General features: G+C 71.0%; 14 protein-coding genes and 1 riboswitch. Of the genes, 6 read left to right on the top strand and 8 right to left on the bottom strand.

Features of this window, described 5'->3' with window-relative positions; genetic code table 11:
- The first annotated feature begins 144 nt into the window (after nucleotides 1–144).
- From AB0K51_RS31495 to AB0K51_RS31485, 3 genes are all read left to right on the top strand, one after another.
- A complete protein-coding gene (locus tag AB0K51_RS31495) occupies nucleotides 145–639 on the top strand; it encodes a hypothetical protein (protein WP_363461102.1) in 495 nt (164 codons plus the stop codon).
- Between the two features lie 363 nt (nucleotides 640–1,002).
- Nucleotides 1,003–1,479: a hypothetical protein gene (locus tag AB0K51_RS31490; protein WP_363461100.1), complete on the top strand. Its 477-nt coding sequence runs from the start codon at nucleotides 1,003–1,005 to the stop codon at nucleotides 1,477–1,479.
- 82 nt (nucleotides 1,480–1,561) lie between these two features.
- On the top strand, nucleotides 1,562–3,142 hold the full coding sequence (locus tag AB0K51_RS31485) for a hypothetical protein (RefSeq protein WP_363461098.1): 1,581 nt from the start codon (nucleotides 1,562–1,564) through the stop codon (nucleotides 3,140–3,142).
- A 46-nt stretch (nucleotides 3,143–3,188) separates the two neighbouring features.
- On the opposite strand, the gene AB0K51_RS31480 is transcribed toward AB0K51_RS31485, so the two are convergent.
- Nucleotides 3,189–3,737: a hypothetical protein gene (locus tag AB0K51_RS31480; protein ID WP_363461096.1), complete on the bottom strand. Its 549-nt coding sequence runs from the start codon at nucleotides 3,735–3,737 to the stop codon at nucleotides 3,189–3,191.
- Between the two features lie 449 nt (nucleotides 3,738–4,186).
- Here AB0K51_RS31480 and AB0K51_RS31475 point away from each other — a divergent pair, with 449 nt between their 5' ends.
- Nucleotides 4,187–5,494, top strand: coding sequence for a hypothetical protein (locus AB0K51_RS31475; protein WP_363461094.1), 1,308 nt, complete (start codon nucleotides 4,187–4,189; stop codon nucleotides 5,492–5,494).
- A gap of 563 nt (nucleotides 5,495–6,057) precedes the next feature.
- Here the strand turns inward: AB0K51_RS31475 and AB0K51_RS31470 are convergent.
- Nucleotides 6,058–6,381: a hypothetical protein gene (locus AB0K51_RS31470; protein ID WP_363461092.1), complete on the bottom strand. Its 324-nt coding sequence runs from the start codon at nucleotides 6,379–6,381 to the stop codon at nucleotides 6,058–6,060.
- 242 nt (nucleotides 6,382–6,623) lie between these two features.
- Nucleotides 6,624–6,752: riboswitch (cobalamin riboswitch) on the bottom strand.
- 184 nt (nucleotides 6,753–6,936) lie between these two features.
- On the opposite strand from AB0K51_RS31470, the gene AB0K51_RS31465 reads away from it, so the two are divergent.
- Nucleotides 6,937–7,119: a hypothetical protein gene (locus tag AB0K51_RS31465; RefSeq protein ID WP_363461090.1), complete on the top strand. Its 183-nt coding sequence runs from the start codon at nucleotides 6,937–6,939 to the stop codon at nucleotides 7,117–7,119.
- 76 nt (nucleotides 7,120–7,195) lie between these two features.
- Here the strand turns inward: AB0K51_RS31465 and AB0K51_RS31460 are convergent, their stop codons facing one another.
- The 3 genes from AB0K51_RS31460 to AB0K51_RS31450 form a co-directional block, all read right to left on the bottom strand.
- Entirely contained in the window at nucleotides 7,196–9,802 is a 2,607-nt protein-coding gene (locus AB0K51_RS31460) for a Helicase associated domain protein (RefSeq protein ID WP_363461088.1), read from the bottom strand.
- Nucleotides 9,803–9,895: 93 nt separating this feature from the next.
- The gene (locus tag AB0K51_RS31455; RefSeq protein WP_363461087.1) at nucleotides 9,896–11,719 is read right to left on the bottom strand and encodes a tetratricopeptide repeat protein; all 1,824 of its coding nucleotides are present in this window, start codon (nucleotides 11,717–11,719) and stop codon (nucleotides 9,896–9,898) included.
- Between the two features lie 241 nt (nucleotides 11,720–11,960).
- Nucleotides 11,961–12,119, bottom strand: a complete 159-nt coding sequence (locus AB0K51_RS31450; protein WP_363461085.1) for a hypothetical protein — start codon at nucleotides 12,117–12,119, stop codon at nucleotides 11,961–11,963.
- 338 nt (nucleotides 12,120–12,457) lie between these two features.
- Between AB0K51_RS31450 and AB0K51_RS31445 the strand changes: the two genes are divergently transcribed.
- Complete coding sequence (locus AB0K51_RS31445; protein WP_363461083.1) at nucleotides 12,458–12,634, top strand: hypothetical protein; 177 nt, start codon at nucleotides 12,458–12,460, stop codon at nucleotides 12,632–12,634.
- Nucleotides 12,635–13,218: 584 nt separating this feature from the next.
- Here AB0K51_RS31445 and AB0K51_RS31440 read toward each other — a convergent pair.
- The 3 genes from AB0K51_RS31440 to AB0K51_RS31430 all read right to left on the bottom strand — a co-directional run bounded on the left by AB0K51_RS31440 (nucleotide 13,219) and on the right by AB0K51_RS31430 (nucleotide 15,620).
- Nucleotides 13,219–13,380 (bottom strand): hypothetical protein, encoded by a 162-nt coding sequence (locus AB0K51_RS31440; protein WP_209415702.1) that lies wholly within the window; start codon nucleotides 13,378–13,380, stop codon nucleotides 13,219–13,221.
- A 235-nt stretch (nucleotides 13,381–13,615) separates the two neighbouring features.
- Nucleotides 13,616–14,839: a tetratricopeptide repeat protein gene (locus AB0K51_RS31435; protein ID WP_363461081.1), complete on the bottom strand. Its 1,224-nt coding sequence runs from the start codon at nucleotides 14,837–14,839 to the stop codon at nucleotides 13,616–13,618.
- A gap of 49 nt (nucleotides 14,840–14,888) precedes the next feature.
- The gene (locus AB0K51_RS31430; RefSeq protein WP_363461079.1) at nucleotides 14,889–15,620 is read right to left on the bottom strand and encodes an NB-ARC domain-containing protein; all 732 of its coding nucleotides are present in this window, start codon (nucleotides 15,618–15,620) and stop codon (nucleotides 14,889–14,891) included.
- Nucleotides 15,621–16,430 lie beyond the last annotated feature (810 nt).

The raw sequence follows: 16,430 nt of genomic DNA, 5'->3' as shown, positions 1-16,430 counted from the left end.
CAGGCAGTCACAGATGTGGAGTCCGTGCGCTGCCGAGCGAAAGCGCCGTGCCCACGCGGTGGCCCGCCAGGGACCGGAAAGACCTGACTGTTCCGGCCCGTGCGGTCCCGCCGACGATGAAAGCCGCAGTTGACGGACTTTCGGTTGAAAGGGCACGACATGGACTGGGGACCACAGGGCGCTCATCCGAGCGGGTACGCGGCGGAACTGGCGGCCTTCATCCGCGAACGCAGCGGCGGCGGGCCGGCGGTGCTGTGGCCGGAACACGACCCGCAGATCGATGGCGCAGCCAGCCCCGGACAGGACTTCGGGTCGCGCCTGGCGCGGCGACTGGCGGTCCTTGCGGGCCAGGACGTGACGGAGCTTCCCGTCGCCGGGCAAGGCGAAGCCGACGTGCCTGTGGCGCTGGCCGCTGAAGAAGGCGATCTCCTTCTCGTCCAGGGCGCCGGTAGCAGCACTGTTCAGATCACGGTCGCCGGCGGGCCCAACGGAGTGCAGCGTCCCGTCCTGCGGTTGCTCGACGGGCAGGTGCTGTTCCTCCCCGACGGGGCGCTCGCGGTGCTGCACCGTGAAGCCGGTACCCGCCACGTCCTGTTGAGGATCGCGCCGCCGTCGCATGGCCCTGGGACTGTTCGCTGAACCGGCGCACGGCAGCACGCTGGGCGTAGGGGCGTCGGTCGGCTCGGCTGCCGGGCGACGCGGCAGGTCTGTCGCCGGGTGCGCGGACCGGGTCACCGCGGTCACCGGGTGTCCGAGCCTGTCCAGGGGTGTCCCGAACTGTGGCTCGCGGTCGGCCGACTCGCCCATTCTGGTGGAGGCCAAGGCCGGAGCGAACCGCTCACAGACCCCGCTGTCGCAGGTGGGAGCGGTTGACCCGGCCGTACGCAGCAGTGCGCTGATCACGCCGATCGGGCGGGCGCCCGGCTGCGTGTGATCGTCCGGACTCGCACCCCCATTCCCACGCGGACACCGATGCCGCAGTCACAGAGAGTGAGAACAGTCATGCGCAAGATCTTCGGGGCCACCATCGCCGGCCTGGCCCTGGCCGCCGGCACCCTGATGGGCGCCGGCTCCGCCAGCGCGTCGACCAGCGACACGTACCTTCCGGGAGGGGACTACCTCGAGACCTCGATCAGTGCGGGTGGCTGGTCCGGCCAGGGCGGCACGTCGTGCGCGACCGTGCAGTCGAACGTGCACCTGTACGGGAACAACCCCTTCTACGCCCAGAACATCAACAACACCACGACGCTCGACGCGTATGGCTACCACCCCGTCATCTCCTGGCGCGGCATGACCCGCAGTGGCGGCACTGTCGACACCAGCGTGACGGACTCCTACCACAACAGCTACGACTGGCGCTCCGACATGGGCGGCGCCGCGTGCATCAACACGACTGCCGGGTCCCTCACCGGCGTGGCGCGGGGCGAGGCGTACGTCCCGTCGCAGGGCGGCTGGTACTACGCCAACGCCAGCTTCTAACCCGCTATGAGGGGGTGCCGCCGGAACCGGCGGCACCCCCTCGTCTGAACGACAGGGAGGGATCTCAACCATGCCATCAAGAATGCGGAAACCGTTCGCGGCCCTCGTTGGAGCCCTTCTCTTGGCCGGTTGTGGCGCGGCCAAGGCTCCGCCGCCCCCGGAAGCTTCGCCGCTCTCGGATCTGGTGGGCGGCAACGGGCTCTACGTCTCCGCGCAGACATTCGCGACCGTACACTCCTCCGCGAGCGTCACCGACACGGTATACGACGAGCTGACGCTCAAAATGGCCGGCAAGCCTGTGCCCGACCCGTGGAAAACCCCGGCCGGGGCCACCGCCTTCAGTGACTTCGCTCGTCAACATCCGGTCTGGGGGCCATGGTTCATCTCCATGGCCGAGCAGGCGACCGGCAAGACGTCCGGCCTGCTCAACGCACAGTCCGTGCTGCCGATGTTCACCGAAGCGGGATACTTCTCCGAGCCGGGCGACAAGCCCGCCGACACGGCGGGAGAGACCGCCGAGACACAGGCTGCCCTGCAGGTACTCGCCGGATCAGGGCTGCACCTTCCCGCTCACGACGCAGAGCTCGCCGACCACTGGCTGCTGACGCAGGCAACCCAGATCCAGTACCCGGTCCAGGCATGCAACCTGGCCAAGACGTTCAGCTCCCTCCCGGCACCCACCCCGCCCAGCGTCGCCGCGTACGCAGACAACTGGATGGCCTCGCACCCGACAACCGGGCTGAAGGACATCACGGCACTCGCCGACACCTACGGCGCCACCTGCGCCGGCAAACCGTCGGACGAGACCAGAAGGCAGCTGACCACCGCACTGGCGCCCTACATCGACCGACCAGGCCAGAGCACGTCACTCCAGCGCTACCAGCTGACACAGACATGGTTGGCCCTAGGCAATGACGCAAGCCGCCTGACAGCCTTGTCGGCCGTCGCACAGTCCGACCTGGACAGCCGCGGCCTCGCCCGCGGCAAGTCCACCCTGTCGGGTGGACTGCTCCCCACCTACTTCGCGACGACGATCGAGCAGCGGCTCGGCCACGGCACCAACCCAGCGAACGAGACCGCAGTGTCCAAAGCGCTGGCATCAGTCAACCCGGGCACGGACCCCATCGACTACCTCGCCGCAACCGCGACGCTCTGCGAAATTCGCGCGTGCCATGTGGACCAGTCGGCTGTCAGCAAGGCCGTCTCCGCACTGCCAAGGCACATCGGCCAGGACGACGTCGAAACCTACGTCGACGCTGCTGAGATTCTGGGCACCCTGCGGATGAAATACCCCGCGGTCACCATCGACGATTTCGACAAGAGCACAGACATGGGCTTCTTCGGCCTGCTACTGCTCGCCCGGGCCGGATCGGACGCTGCCGACAAGCAATTGAGCACCGCCGAGATCACCGCCGCGTGGCGCGCCCACGGCGATTCGTGGGGCCTCCGCGAAATCAACGCCATGGTCCTCCTGCTGCAATCGCGGCATTCACTCAACCCCGAGATGTCAGGTGCGATACGCGAGCGGTATGACCGCTCGCGCGGATGCGCCGGACTGAGCGTGCTGTATGCGACAGACGCCAGCAGCACGGACCCAGGCTGTGACCTGTCCACGACGCTCGATGCCATTGAAGCAGTCGGATATGTCTCTCCGAGCATCTGATCGGCCCTGTCACGACGGCGATGCTGCCGCCCATGACCACCCCTGCTCACCTGTGTCGGCCCGTTCCGCCCTCTGTCGTGGCGGCGACCGCGGCCTCCAGCGCGACGGTGAGCGCGGTCAGCTCGGACGGGAAGTACCCGATGACCGTGGTGGGCATGTCGGCGGAGAGTGCGCACACCGCGATCAGTGCGAGGCGTTCGGCGGCGGTCAGGTCGGGCAGGGTCTCCTCGTCCCGGGTCTCGTGGGGGTGCGGGCTGACCAGCGCGCTCGGTGCCAGGCGGTAGCGCACCTGGCCCTGCGCATCGCCGTCGCCGCCCGGCACGATCGCAGTGCTGCTGGCCTCCTCGATCGCTTCGGCAGCCCGGCGCAGCGCGCCAGCGTGCGAGGCGTCGGTCTGCCGGTCGGCCAGGGCGTGCACCCAGCCGGCTGCGGCGGTGCCGGCCTTGCGGGCCCGCCTCAACGCCGCCTCCTCGAGGTCGTCGAGCTCGTACGGAGCGGTCTGCTGGAACGGGCCGGTGAGCACCGCGGTGTCGAAGTCGTTCACGCCGGGTTCAACGTCGGCCCGGACCGGCCGGTCGCGCCCGTATCCGGCCATCGCACTCCTCGCAGCTGGCGCACTTCCCGCACTTCTCGTACCCCTCCCGCATCGCCTTGCGTAGCCGTTGTGCGGGAGTGCGGACGGTTGCGTGGCGGCTGCGCGGTGCTTGCGGGGCGGTGTTGCGAGGCGTGCGGGACGGGGGCGTCCGTGCCCGGCCCTACCATGGCGATCATGGACACGGATACCTCCGTGCGGAGGAGTGAGGACGGCTCGGGCCGTACGTGCCGGGGGTGCGGCAAGGAGCTGCCGCCGCACACCGGACGGGGCCGGCCGAAGCGGAGCTGCAACCGGGCGTGCGAGTCCAAGGCGTACCGCCGGTCCGTCGCCGAGAAACAGCAGGACGTCCTCGCCGCCGCCCTTGTTCCTCCTCGCGGAGGTAATGACGGGGCGCCGGAGACGGAGCCGGCCCCGGGCGCCGCCAGGAGCTGCTCGACCTCGCCGACTCCGTGCACCGGATCGCCGCCCGGTTCCTGGAGCAGATCGACGCCACCGCCGCCGGGACCAGCGACGACGAGCGCGGCAACACCGCGCTGCGCCGCCTGGAGGACAGCCTCGCCGCCGTCACCGGCCGCATGGTCCGCACCGGTCACGTCGTGCGCTGGGAGATGGTCTACGAGCGCCGCGACCGGACTCCGGCCGCCCAGGTGCCCGGCCGGGAGCAGGCGCCCGCCACCCCGGCCGCACCCGCCCTTGCTCCTCCGCGCGGAGGTAATGGCGACGGCGGCACCGACGCCGCCGACGGCCGAATAGCTCCGCGAGGAGGTGACGGGCCCGCCGTCCCGCGCTCGCCCGCCGAGCGGCCGCATCGGCCCGCCGAACCGGTCGGCGGCCTGCCCGCCGGAGCCGGCCTCACTCCTCCGCGCGGAGGTAATCAGGCCGGCGGCAGCGCGACCCCGATACCTCCGCGCGGAGAAACAAGGCCCGCGGCGGCCGTCTCCCCGACCGCCCGGCAGCCGATCAGCACCCTCGTCCCGCCGGCCCGGCGAGGACTGGGCCCGCACACCTACGCCACCGAGCCGACCGAGCTCGGCGACGGCTGGGAGATGCGCGGCCGGGACGACCAGGAGCACCTGGCGATCGTCGTCCGCGACGGCTGGACGGTCGGCTGGACCGAGTACGGCATCCCCGGCACCGAAGGCTGGCTCGCCGTGGTCGGGGCCACCCGCCACGTCGTCGACGACCAGGGCCAACCCCTCCCGCACCCCACCGCCCGGCACGCCGCCGCCACCCGCCTGTTGCTGCCCGTCGTGCCGGACGTCCTGGACGCCCTCTACCGGCTGGAGGAACCGCTGCTGCTGACGCTGCGCCCGAACCCGTTCGTCTCCGGCGACGAGGGCGTGCCCATCCCGGGCGCGCCGATCGAGGACGTCGCCGCCGCGTACTACCGGGTGCTGGACGCGCTGCCGGAGGGCACGCCGGAGCTGGTGGACGAGAGGGAGGACTACCTGCCCGGGGTACCGGTGCTGGCCGGCGCCGACGGCCGCGAGCTCGTGCACCTGGTCGAGGTCGAGGTCGCCACCGCCGACCTTGCACTGCTCGGCGCGTTCGCCGACGCCCTGCAGCGCGCCGGCGGGCCCCGGCCGGGCCGCGAGTTCGAGGCCCTGGAGTCCGTCCTCGCCGACCTGGCCGATGACAGGGACGGTCAGTGGTGGATCCCCGGTGCGGACGAAACCGCCGTCGCGGCCTGGGCCCGACAGGCACTCTCCCCGGTCCTCCAGCAGCCCCTGAACGACCCGAGCGGCAGCCGACCGTGAGACGCTGACCGCCCTCGTCCGCCGCGCCCACGGCCAGGCCCGCATCGACCTCGACCAGCACGAGGAAGGCGCCCTGCTGCGCCTGGTCCTCGCGGCGGTCCGCGCCTCTACTGAGGACCCACACGACTCCGCGTTGGCGGTGTTCGCCGCTGGAGGGCGCTGACCGGCGGCGCGTTGTACGCCGTCCACTCCTGGCCCACAAGCCGCGGAAGCCGACCCTGCCGACCAGGCCAACGCGCCCGAACCAACAACAGGTGATCCGTGGCTGCCGTCACTGGCAACGCAGTTCGAAGAGCTTGACACCACAGGCCGACGACAGCTTCACTGTCCGCCGCTGTTAGACTCCAAATACCGTGATGCCGATGACACGGTTGGCCAGCGCATGCGCGGGTTGTGTACGGCGCGCGGAGTTGAGGAATCAGGAACAGGAACACGGCGCGCAGAAACGCCGCAGGGCCGCCCCCATCTCCATGAGTACGGCCCTACGACGCTCGCCAAGTGGGCATCACCTACCTTCGGTGGTTCTCCGTCACGTAGCCGCCGGAAGCTGCAACTTCCTTGGGCTACTGCTTGATCCGAGTCGGGTCGGTGCACGGGTTGCTGCCCGTGGCCGACCCGACCGCCGCCTCCGAGGAGGCTTCAACGCGATGCTGCGCCTGGTACGACTCGCACCGGGTGATCGTCACCAGGTCGGCCGTCGTGGCCTGCAACTCGTTGGTCGCCTGCACCAACACGATCGTCGCCCACACCAACGCCACGGTGGTGACCGCGTTGACGAAGGTGGTGGAGGTGAGCAGGTTGGTGCTGCGGATCAACTTGTCGTCGGGAGAACCCTGCTGACGCGTCATCGGAGTCGGCCCGGAGTCCGGGTTCGTCTTAGCGCCCATACAGGACTGCTCCATTCAATTGTTTTTGCGCACTCCAGGTTGGGCGACGGCACGGTGGTGCGCGCTGCCGCACCGCCGCTTGGAGCGGTACCACGGCACCCGGCGAACCGGGAGGAGCCGCCGGCGAGGGCAGCACTCGGCCTGGCACCGGCGGACCGGCACCCGCGGTCAGGAGGAAGCGGGCCCGCAGAAACGGGCACGTCTGAAGGCCGCACAGGCTGTTGCACTGCCACACCGGAGATTCCGGGTGGCACACCGTCGGCAGGTCCTCGGACTCCTCGGGCAACTCGCCCGATCACCGTTGCGGGGCAGTTCCGGACTCGAACCGGATTCCCCTGCGTCGACAGCGAGTCGAGCATACATGTAGTGACGGCCCGAGCTGGAAGCACCAGATGTAGTAGCGCGCCCCCTGTTCAGCCTAACGAGCCTCTGACCAGCCAAAACTGAAACGGCACCAGCTGACGGCGTGTTCGATCAGGCCGTTCGGTTCACCCCAAGAGGGGTCTCTGACCAGCGCAGACCGGCTCTGTCGAGCTGCTGCGCGACGCCGAGCCGGTGGTGAAGGTCGAGCTGCTGCGCGACGCCGAGCCGGTGGTGAAGGTCGAGCTGCTGCGCGACGCCTGCAGCCCGTCGGTCGAGATCTGGCAGGCCGAACAGCTGCTGCTGTTCGGCCGCCGCCGGGGCAGTCTTGATGCACCAGTCGTGGCTGATCCGCCAATCGAGGGTGGCCTCCCATAGCTCCGGGAGGAGGTGATCGCTGTGGCAGTCGATGCCCCCACAGCTCACCCTCGCCCACTACGTCCTCCATCCCGTTTCACGCCCACTCCACGCCGTGCTCGGCAAGCTGCGCGAGCTGACCCGCGGTCAGCTTCTCTCGCCGGCTCTTGGTGTTCGTCAGCCACGCCCCCAGGCCCACGTCGACCATCTGCACCTGGTCCTCTCCACCCGGCCCGGTCGACACCAGTTCCAGCCGCTCGCGGTGGGTGCGCCTCGGCCGCGCATGGCCCTCCCGCTGCACGAACTGGGCGAGCGCCGCGACCCCGTGGGCGAACCGGTCGGCCTGCGAGATCCGGGGCCGCGCCGCCGCCCGCTCCGCCTTCACCGCCGCAGCAGCCACCAGCTCGGGCTCCGCCTCGATCCCGATCGCCGCGAGCAGCTCCTGCTGCTCCTCCACCAGCCCCGGGTGGCCGGCCCGTTGCGCCAGCACCCACCGCCCGAGCTGCTCCCCCTCGAACACCGTGGACTCGGGCAGGTGTGCCCAGTCCACCTCGCCGTCCCACTCCAGCCACCAGGCCCGGGCCGCGGCGTAGGCGCGCTGCCAGGTGATCGGCCAGGCCGGGCACCACCACGGGTCGATCTCCTCCAACGCCCGCCGCCGCTCCGGTGAGAGGGCCCCCGGCTCGCCCGCCGGCACCTCCGCCGCGGTACGCAGCGACACCAACCAGGTGCCGAGCTGGTAGCCGCCGATCGACGCCCGCGCCGGCGCCGCCAACGACCCCCCGTGCTCGGCCGCCCACACCCGCGCCCACGACAACCCGGCCTCGAACCGGGCGTCGGACACCGACCACACCATCCCCATGCCGTCGAGCTGCTCCACCCGGTAGTCCGGCAGGTCGCCGTTCGCCCGGTCGGAACGCCTGTCCGACAACCACTTGCCCAGCGGATAGTTCCCCTGCTCACCAACCATCTGCGCATACGGGACGTCGAGCGATCCGTGTTCCTCGAACCACTTCTGACAATGCCCGATCGCCTCCCGCCAATACGCGTTCTCACCCGTCAGCACCCGCGTGGCCACGAACAGGGCGAGGACGTCCGCACTCACCTCGCTCTGGAACCGCACCGGCAGGGTGAACGCCCCCGCCACACCACCACCCGCGCCCCCTTCAGCGCCCTCACCAGGCGCGGAAGCCCACTCCGCGCTGCGCCCGTGAGTCCGGCGACCGCCGTTCTGCGGCACCGCGAGGGCCTCGACCACCCGCGCGTCGTGACTGCGCAGCGCCGCCAAGATGCGAACGAGCGGGCCATAGCTGTCCGACTCCAGAATGTCTCCGGGTTCCTCGCCCTCGCGCAGGAAGACCGGCACGATGATCCGCGCCAACTTCCCCTCGCCGGGCTTCATGCGCAGCGCTCGGCCGACGGCCTGGACGATATCGACCATGCTTCCCCGGCCCTGGAGAAGAATGGAGTCACATCCCGGCAGATCAACGCCCTCGCCGAGGACCCGGCAATTCGCCATCACCCGATACGTCAGACCGTCGTCCGCCGCGGTCCTCCCGAAATCGCTCAGGATGTCCTTCCGGTAGTCCACCGGATGCTCCCCGGACAGCCACTGCGACCACACCTCCGCCGGGTATGCCCCGGGGTTTTCGAGATGGAGGCGCTCGGCGGTCTGGTTCAAGGTCTCGGAGAAGTACTGGGCCTCCAGCGTCCGGGTGTGAAAGGTGATGGTGCGCTCCAGGCCGAGCTCGGCCGCGGTCTTCAACAGGCCGGCCTGGATCGCGGCGATCCGCTCCACCGGCACCGCGTCCTGCGACCCGTCCTTCGCCTCACCGGCACCCGGCCCCCACGGCACCGGCTGCTGCCTCGCGGCTTTGCGGTCGGAGAGCGGGTCGCGCAGCTCCAGCACCACGATCTCGAACGGCGCCAGCAGCTCCTTGTCGACGGCCTCCGCCAGCCCCAGCGTGAACACCTGACGCCCGAACAGACGCTGATCGTCCATCGAGACGGCCAACTCCTCCGTCAACGGCTGATACGCCCCCTCACGGCCCCTCACACGACTCTTCGGCGGCATCCAGATCCGCGGCGTCGCCGTCATGTACAACCGCCGCGCGGCCGGGATCTCGCTCTGGTGGTGCACCAGCGTCCAGCGCTTCTCCGCCGAACCCGACGAGCGGTGCGCCTCGTCACAGACCATCAGGTCCACCGCCGCCAGCGCCTCGCCCTTCACCTCCGCCCACGCCGCATACGCGTCCGCGACGGCCCCCGCCGACGCGTACGTCGCGAACAGCGTCAACGGGCCCCGCCGCTCCGCCATCCACCGGCCGATCACCAGCGGGTGCGTGGACGCCGGCATCCCGGACGGCAGCTCCGAGTCCACCAGCGAGCACACCGCCGCCACCGCCCCCTTGCGGCCGGCCTCCCGCCACGACGCCGCCATCTGCACCAGCAGATCCAGCGTCGGCACCACCACCAACACCGCCCCGTGCGGCGCCAGCCGCTGCGCGGCCACCGCCCCCACGAACGACTTCCCGGTCCCCGTGGCCATCTGCACCGTCACCCGCAGACCGCCAGGGGTGACCTGACCCGGACGGAGCGTCAGCCCTCGCACGACCGCCGCGACCGCCTCCTCCTGATGCGCCCGCAACCGCACCGGCCCCAACTCCCGGCCCCGCACCAGCTCACCCACCACCGCGATCGTCACCCCGCCACGCTACGCGCCCGCTACCGCCCCGATCACCGCACAGCCAACCGGAGCCGCGCCGGCGCCGGGACTGCACCCGGCCCTGGTAGCTGCTCAGGCCCCTCCACCCCGCCCCGCCTGCCGGTATGAGGCGGCGAGGTTGGCGTGGGCGGTGAGGGTGTCGGGGTGCTGGTCGCCGAGGACGCGTTCGCGGTCGGCGAGCACCCGCTCCAGCAGGGCGATGGCCTCCGCGGTACGGCCCGCATCCGCGTAAGAGATAGCGAGGTTGGCGTGGGCGGTGAGGGTGTCGGGGTGCTGGTCGCCGAGGAGGCGTTCGCGGTCGGCGACCACCCGCTCCTCGATGGCGATGGCCTCTTCAGGTCGGCCCGCCTGAAGGTAGGAGCTGGAGAGGTTGTGGCGGGCAGTGAGGGTGTCGGGGTGTTTGTCGCCGAGGACGCGTTCGGCATCGGCGATGAGGCCGTGCCAGTGGTCGACGGCAGCGGTGTAGAGACCGGCGTCGTTCAGGCTGGCGCCGGCCTTGTAGAGGACCGGGTGGCCGGCGGGCTGCCAGAGGAGGTCGCCTGCGTGGGCAGCCAGGGTGTCGGTGTTTGCGCGCAGGACCGCAGTGAGGTCGGATGCGGTGTGGTTCTGCTGTGGCCAAATCTCCACAAGGGCGTCAGCGGTCGCACGGACGGCTGCGGGGTGGTCGGCCTGGGGGGTGGTTTCGCGGGCGGCGCGGGCGGTGAGGGCGTGTACCCGCGCCCGGCGGTGGCCGTCGCGGGTGTCGCTGGTAAGCAGGCCGTACTGGTGGAGCAGGCGTAACACGGCCAGGGCCTGGCCGGGGGCGACCGAGGCTGGTTCGGGGGCCGCCGCGGCGCGTGGTGTTCGGTGGTTGGCGAGGTGCGCGGCGACGGCGGTGGTGGTCCAGAGCTGGTGGGGGTGGCCGGCGGGGTCGAGGAGGGCTGCGAGGCGGATCGCGGGAATGGCGAGGCCGACGGGTTCGCGGAGTTGGGCGGCTTCGAGGGCGAGTAGCAGGGAGGCCGTGACCTGTCGGCCGTAGCCGTCGCCGTCCGCGCCCGCGGGCATGAGGGCGTCCAGACGCTGGGCCTCGTCGCGGTCGGTGAACCGGCGGAGGTACACGCCGCTCGTGATGTCTTCGTTGATCATGTAGGCGGCGGCGTGGGCCAACGCGAGCGGCAGCAGGCCGAGCGCCTCGACCAGGTCGCCGGCGCGGTCGTCGAGGAGGTGGTCCGTCCCGGCCTCGGCGAGGCGCTCGCGGAGGTAGTCGAGGGCTTCGTCCTCCGTGTAGAGGCCGATGTCGATGAGTGCGCGGCCGGCGCCGGACAGGTATGCGCCGCGGCGGCGGGTGGTGGCCAGGACCCGGCCGCTTCCGCCGTCGGCGGGTGGGCGGGGCCACCAAGGGTTGGTGCCTTCGAGGTCGGTGAGGTCGTCGAGGACGACCAGCCAGGTCCGGTTGGTGACGGACAGCCAGGCCAGGAACGCGTGCGCGTCGGCCTCGGCGTCCTCGCCGCCCGTGTTCGGTGCCCCGACCTTCTGGGCGGCCTGGGCGTAGGCGGTGGTGATCCGGGAGGTCTCGGCGGCGTCCACCCACACCAGCACGTCCACGCCCTCCGCGTGGGCACGGTGGGCGTAGGAGGCGGCGAGCTGGGACTTGCCGACGCCTCCGCCGCCGGACAGCACCTGGGTGAGGACCACGGTGCCATGCCGCTCCCGGGCCCGGTCGATGGTCGCCTGCAGTTCCTCGCGGACCTGGAACGCGGACGCGAGTGGCGGCACCACTCCCACTCGGACCGGCTGCCGCACCGGCACCGCGGTCGGCAGCGGGTAGTTGTTGTTGATCGTCACCGGTCCGTGGATGTTGCCCGTCGCGACCGAGCCGTTGTCCGCCGAGATCGTGGCGTCCCCGACGACCCGCACACCGGGAACAGGACCCGGGACCGGTCCGGCCGGATCGCCACCGCGCTGTCCGTGGCCGGTTCCTGACGGGGTGTCAGGCCTGTGCTCGTCCTGCCCGCCCCACCCTGCCGAGCTGTCGGTAGCCACCCGTGTCCCCACCCCCGCACGCCGCGGACACCCCAACCCGTCCGCCCTGTCGATGGAGCGTAGCGCCGGCCTACTGCAGCCGGTGCCCGATCCGCCGCACCTACAGGAACCAGACCTACGCCACCGAGATGCCGCTACCAGTCGCCGTCCCGAACGCCGTGTAGCCGGTCTCGGCGACCTCCGTGTCGGAGACCAGCCCGCCGGTGTCCGGGTCCGCGAACGCCTCGGGGTAGCGGATCGGCGTCCAGGTGTCCTCGCCGATCGTGCTGACCATCGGCAGCCTTGCCCCGCCGCAGCCTCACCGCCGCGATCACCGGGCGGGCCAGCGGGGTGCCGAGGGTGGCCAGGATCGGGTGCAGCGTGCGCACGCCCTTGAACCGGCCGACCTCGGCGCCCTGCTCGGCGCGCCCGTAGACACAGCGGTGGGTGGGGTCGATGTCCACGAGCGCCACCCTGCCCAGCCGGGCAGCAGCGGGCTGTCTCGCGTGAGACGGGCGAGGAAGTCCCGGTGCACCGCGTGGAGTTGGCGGTTGTGCCCGTGCGTGAACGTACGCAGGAAAGTGCCCAGCGTGGAAGCGCGCGCACCCCGCCGAACAGCCGGCCCATCGCGCCGTGCCGCAGCCGATCGGTGTCGTGGACGGAGTCGGCCCCGGCGCACACGCCATACGCGACGAGTACGCCGAGCGTTACATGGGGCGCCTGGTCGCGGGCGCCGGAACGGCACGCCTGCGCGAGGTCCGCGGCGAACGGGCCCGCTGCCTGCGCCGCCTGGTCCTCCGTTACGCCTGAGTCGGCCGGCCGCCCGGCTCGCCGTGACGCGGGCGCGGCCCCGCCACCGGCCCTACGGCGAGCCGGGCGACTCTCGTTTAGCTGCTCGCTTGGGTGCTCGTTTAGCTGCTCGTCTACCCACTCGTTTGGCTGCTCGTTTAGCGTTCGGACCGATCCAGCGGAGGCACGCATCGCCGCAGCTCAGACCAAGTTTCCGGAGAACTCACCGGGCCGACATACCTCTCCTGGGCCCCGGCCTGCTCTGTGGGTGGGATGGGTGGTGGTGGGTGGGGCCGGGTCGGTCTCCGGGACGGGCCGCTCACCGGCGCTCGGCCTCTTCTCCTGCGACCGCCTGGCGGCGGCCGCGGCGGTGGTGGTGAAAGCCGGCGGCACGGCCGAGCAGCAGGTGTCGGACGACGTCAGAACGTCAGTGGGTCGCGACGTGAGATGTCAGTGATCGGCGATCTGAGGCACGAGAAGTGACGGTCACGAGGACCAGCCGTGCGGCAACACGCTCCTCGGGTCTACCTGGCGCTCGCCTATGCGGGGACAGTCCCCCAGGGGGTGCTCAAAAGGGCCATCGCCGAGGGGCGAGAGGCACAGGCTCAGTGCAAGTCGCAGGAGGCCATGCAGCCGGACGGGCCGGGCGGGTCCTTCGCGGTCCCCCCCAAGAGCATCAGGCCAAGCACGATCACCGCCAGCACCACGGCCATCACCGTTCCCGATACGTCGCGTCCGCCATTCGGTCCGTCGGCCACCGTGACCACCTCCCCGCCGTCCTTCCATGAGAGGGGCTGTGAGGGTGTGCGGTCAAGGGGGCGGTCAGGCGGAGAGCCGGCGTTCGAGCGGGGTGTGGAACCGGGGGTGACCTGGTGGCGCCGGGGCGGGCTGTTCCGGTGTCCAGCCCACTGACGTTTTCATGTCCAAGGACACCCCACACTCAGCACAGCCAACCTGCGCCACGCCGATGCCGGGACCATCCCCGGTGTCCCTAGTGCCTGCTCACGCCCCTCCGTCCCGTCCCGCCTGCCGGTAGAAGCTGGTGAGGTTGTTGCGGGCGTTGAGGGTGTGGGGGTGTTGGTCGCCGAGGATGTGTTCGCGGTCGGCGACCACCTGCTCCTCGATGGCGATGGCCTCCTCAGTACGCCCGGCCTGCCAGTAGGAGGTGGCGAGGTTGCTGCGGGCGGCGAGGGTGTCGGGGTGTTGGTCGCCGAGGATGCGTTCGCGGTCGGCGACCACCTGCTCCTCGATGGCGATGGCCTCTTCGGTTCGGCCCGCCTGCCAGTAGGAGTAGGCGAGGCCCACGCGGGCGGTGAGGGTGCCGGGGTGTTGGTCGCCGAGGAGGCGTTCGCTGTGGGCGACCACCCGCTCTAGCAGGTCGATAGCGTCGGCAGTGTGCCCGGCCTGCCGGTAGAAGCTGGTGAGGTTGTTGCGGGCGTTGAGGGTGTGGGGGTGTTGGTCGCCGAGGATGTGTTCGCGGTCGGCGACCACCTGCTCCTCGATGGCGATGGCCTCCTCAGTACGCCCGGCCTGCCAGTAGGAGGTGGCGAGGTTGTTGCGGGCGGTGAGGGTGTCGGGGTGATGGTCGCCGAGGAGGCGTTCGGCGTGGGTGACCATGTGGTGCCAGTGGGCGATGGCGGTGGTGTAGAGGCCGGCGTCGTTCAGGCTGCTCCCGGCGGTGTAGAGGACGGGGTGGCCGTCGGGTTGCCAGAGGAGGTCGCCGGCGTGGGCGTGGAGGGTGTCGGTGTTGGTGCGTAGGACGGCGGTGAGGTCGGGGGCTTCGTGGGTGTGTTCGGGCCAGGCGTCCAACAGGGCGTCTGCGGCAGTGCGGACGATGGTGGGGTGCTCGTCCTCGGGGGTGGTTTCGCGGGTTGCGCGGGCGGTGAGGGCGTGAATGCGTACGGCTCGGTGGCCGTGGTGGGTGTTGCTGGTGAGGAGGCCGTACTGGTGGAGGAGGCGGAGGGCAGCGAGGGTCTGGTCGGGCGTGACCGGGGCCGGTTCGGGGGTTCCGGGGGAGGGCGGGGTGCGGTGGTTGGTGAGGTAGTCGGTGACGGCGTCGGTGGTCCAGAGCTGGTGGGGGTAGCCGGCGGGGTCGAGGAGGGCGGCGAGCCGGATCGCCGGTGTGGCAAGGCCGACGGGTTCGTGCAGTTGGGCGGCGTCGAGAGCCAGTAGCAGGGAGGCGGTGACCTGGCGGCCGTAGCCGTCGGCGTCCGCGACCGTTGGCATGAGGGTGTCCAGCCGGCGGACCTGATCGCGGTCGGTGAACCGGCGGAGATTACTCGCCGCTCGTAACGTCTTCGTTGATCATGTAGGCGGCGGCGCGGGCCAACGCGAGCGGCAGCCGCCCGAGCGCGTCCACCAAGGCACCCGCGCGGTTGTCGAGGAGGTGTTCCGCCCCGGCCTCGGCGAGCCGCTCCCGGAGGTAGTCAAGTGCTTCGTCGTCCGTGTAGAGGCCGATCTCGATGAGGGCGCGGCCGGCGCCGGACAGGTAGGCGCCGCGGCGGCGGGTGGTTGCCAGCACCCGGCCGGTCCCGCCGGCTGCGGGAGTGCGGGGCCACCACGGGCCGGTGTTCTCGATGTCGGTGAGGTCGTCTAGGACGACCAGCCAGGTCCGGTCGGTGACGGCCAGCCAGTCGAGGAACGCGTGGGCGTCGGCCTCGGCGTCCTCGCCGCTCACACCGGTGGCCCCGACCTTCTCGGCGGCCTGGGCGTAGGCGGTGATGATGCGTGAGGCGTCGGCGGCATCGACCCACACCAGCACGCCCACACCCTCACCGTGCGCCCGGTGGGCGTAGGAGGCGGCGAGCTGGGATTTGCCGACGCCTCCACCGCCGGCGAGGACCTGGGTGAGGACCACGGTGCCGTGCCGCTCTCGGGCTCGGTCGATCTTCTCCCGTAGCTCGGCGCGGGGCTGGAACGCGGTGGCGAGTGGTGGCAGGGCACCGACCCGGACGGGCCGGATCGGCATCGGGAGGGCGGCCGGAGCGGCGTAGTTGTTGACCGTCACGTTCCCGTGGACATCGCCCCCCACAGCGGCCGAACCGTGGTCCGCAGAAACCGAGAGGTCCCTGCTGGCGTGCGGGGCGGCCCCGGAACCGGGTGCGGCTGCCCCGTCCTGTCCGGGTTCCTGCTCGCCGTCGCCGTGCTGTGCCGCCGAACTCCCGGTACTCACTCGCACCCCCAAGCACACCGCCGAGGACCCCGTCCCCGCCCCTGCGAACGCAGCGTAGCGCCGCACGACCACCGCGGTGAGCTATTCGCCGGGGACCATCCGCTCCGCGATGAGACCGTCCCGTCGAAACTCCGCACCAGAAAATCCCAGACCGCCCCCAGAAAGACGGAACCCATGCCTCGCGGGATTCAGCAGCAGTGAATTCTGAACCTAACCGGACCGGAATTCCGTAGAGCATGCAGCAGATCCCGACCCGGCTACCACCACACCCAGACGAGGACCTCGAACCAGACGGGATCGCGTGACAAAATAAGTGAGACACGCAGACATCGGGGCGGGCCGCACACTCCATGACCACCGGAGACAGGCCCACCCCGATCCCCGTCGGATAGTGACCCACCGTCACTATCCGACGGCCCGTCACCTCACCAGGGCGGCCACCCCCGTCCCCAGTCAGCTCCGGCCGCCAGGCCGGACCAGCCTCAGCCACAACACCAGCTGAACATGTGATCCCGCCTCAGGCACCTCGGGCCGCCGGAGCGAAGCGGAGAGCGGCCAGGCCGAGCGCGAAGCGCCGGCCGCGACCGGGCGAAGCCCGGACGCAGGACACGCGCAGCGGGTCCCGGTCGCGCAACGCGCGACCGC

It is taken from the genome of Kitasatospora sp. NPDC049285 (assembly GCF_040678815.1).
Taxonomy (GTDB): Bacteria; Actinomycetota; Actinomycetes; order Streptomycetales; family Streptomycetaceae; genus Kitasatospora.
This window is presented reverse-complemented; position numbering and strand designations above follow the sequence as displayed.

What these genes read in the sequence shown, in the direction of transcription:
- AB0K51_RS31490 (WP_363461100.1), top strand. Translation starts at nt 1,003, where the DNA reads ATGCGCAAGATCTTCGGGGCCACCATCGCCGGCCTGGCCCTGGCCGCC.
- AB0K51_RS31470 (WP_363461092.1), bottom strand. Translation starts at nt 6,381, where the DNA reads ATGGGCGCTAAGACGAACCCGGACTCCGGGCCGACTCCGATGACGCGT.
- AB0K51_RS31450 (WP_363461085.1), bottom strand. Translation starts at nt 12,119, where the DNA reads ATGGTCAGCACGATCGGCGAGGACACCTGGACGCCGATCCGCTACCCC.
- AB0K51_RS31435 (WP_363461081.1), bottom strand. Translation starts at nt 14,839, where the DNA reads ATGCCAACGGTCGCGGACGCCGACGGCTACGGCCGCCAGGTCACCGCC.
- AB0K51_RS31485 (WP_363461098.1), top strand. Translation starts at nt 1,562, where the DNA reads ATGCGGAAACCGTTCGCGGCCCTCGTTGGAGCCCTTCTCTTGGCCGGT.
- AB0K51_RS31480 (WP_363461096.1), bottom strand. Translation starts at nt 3,737, where the DNA reads ATGGCCGGATACGGGCGCGACCGGCCGGTCCGGGCCGACGTTGAACCC.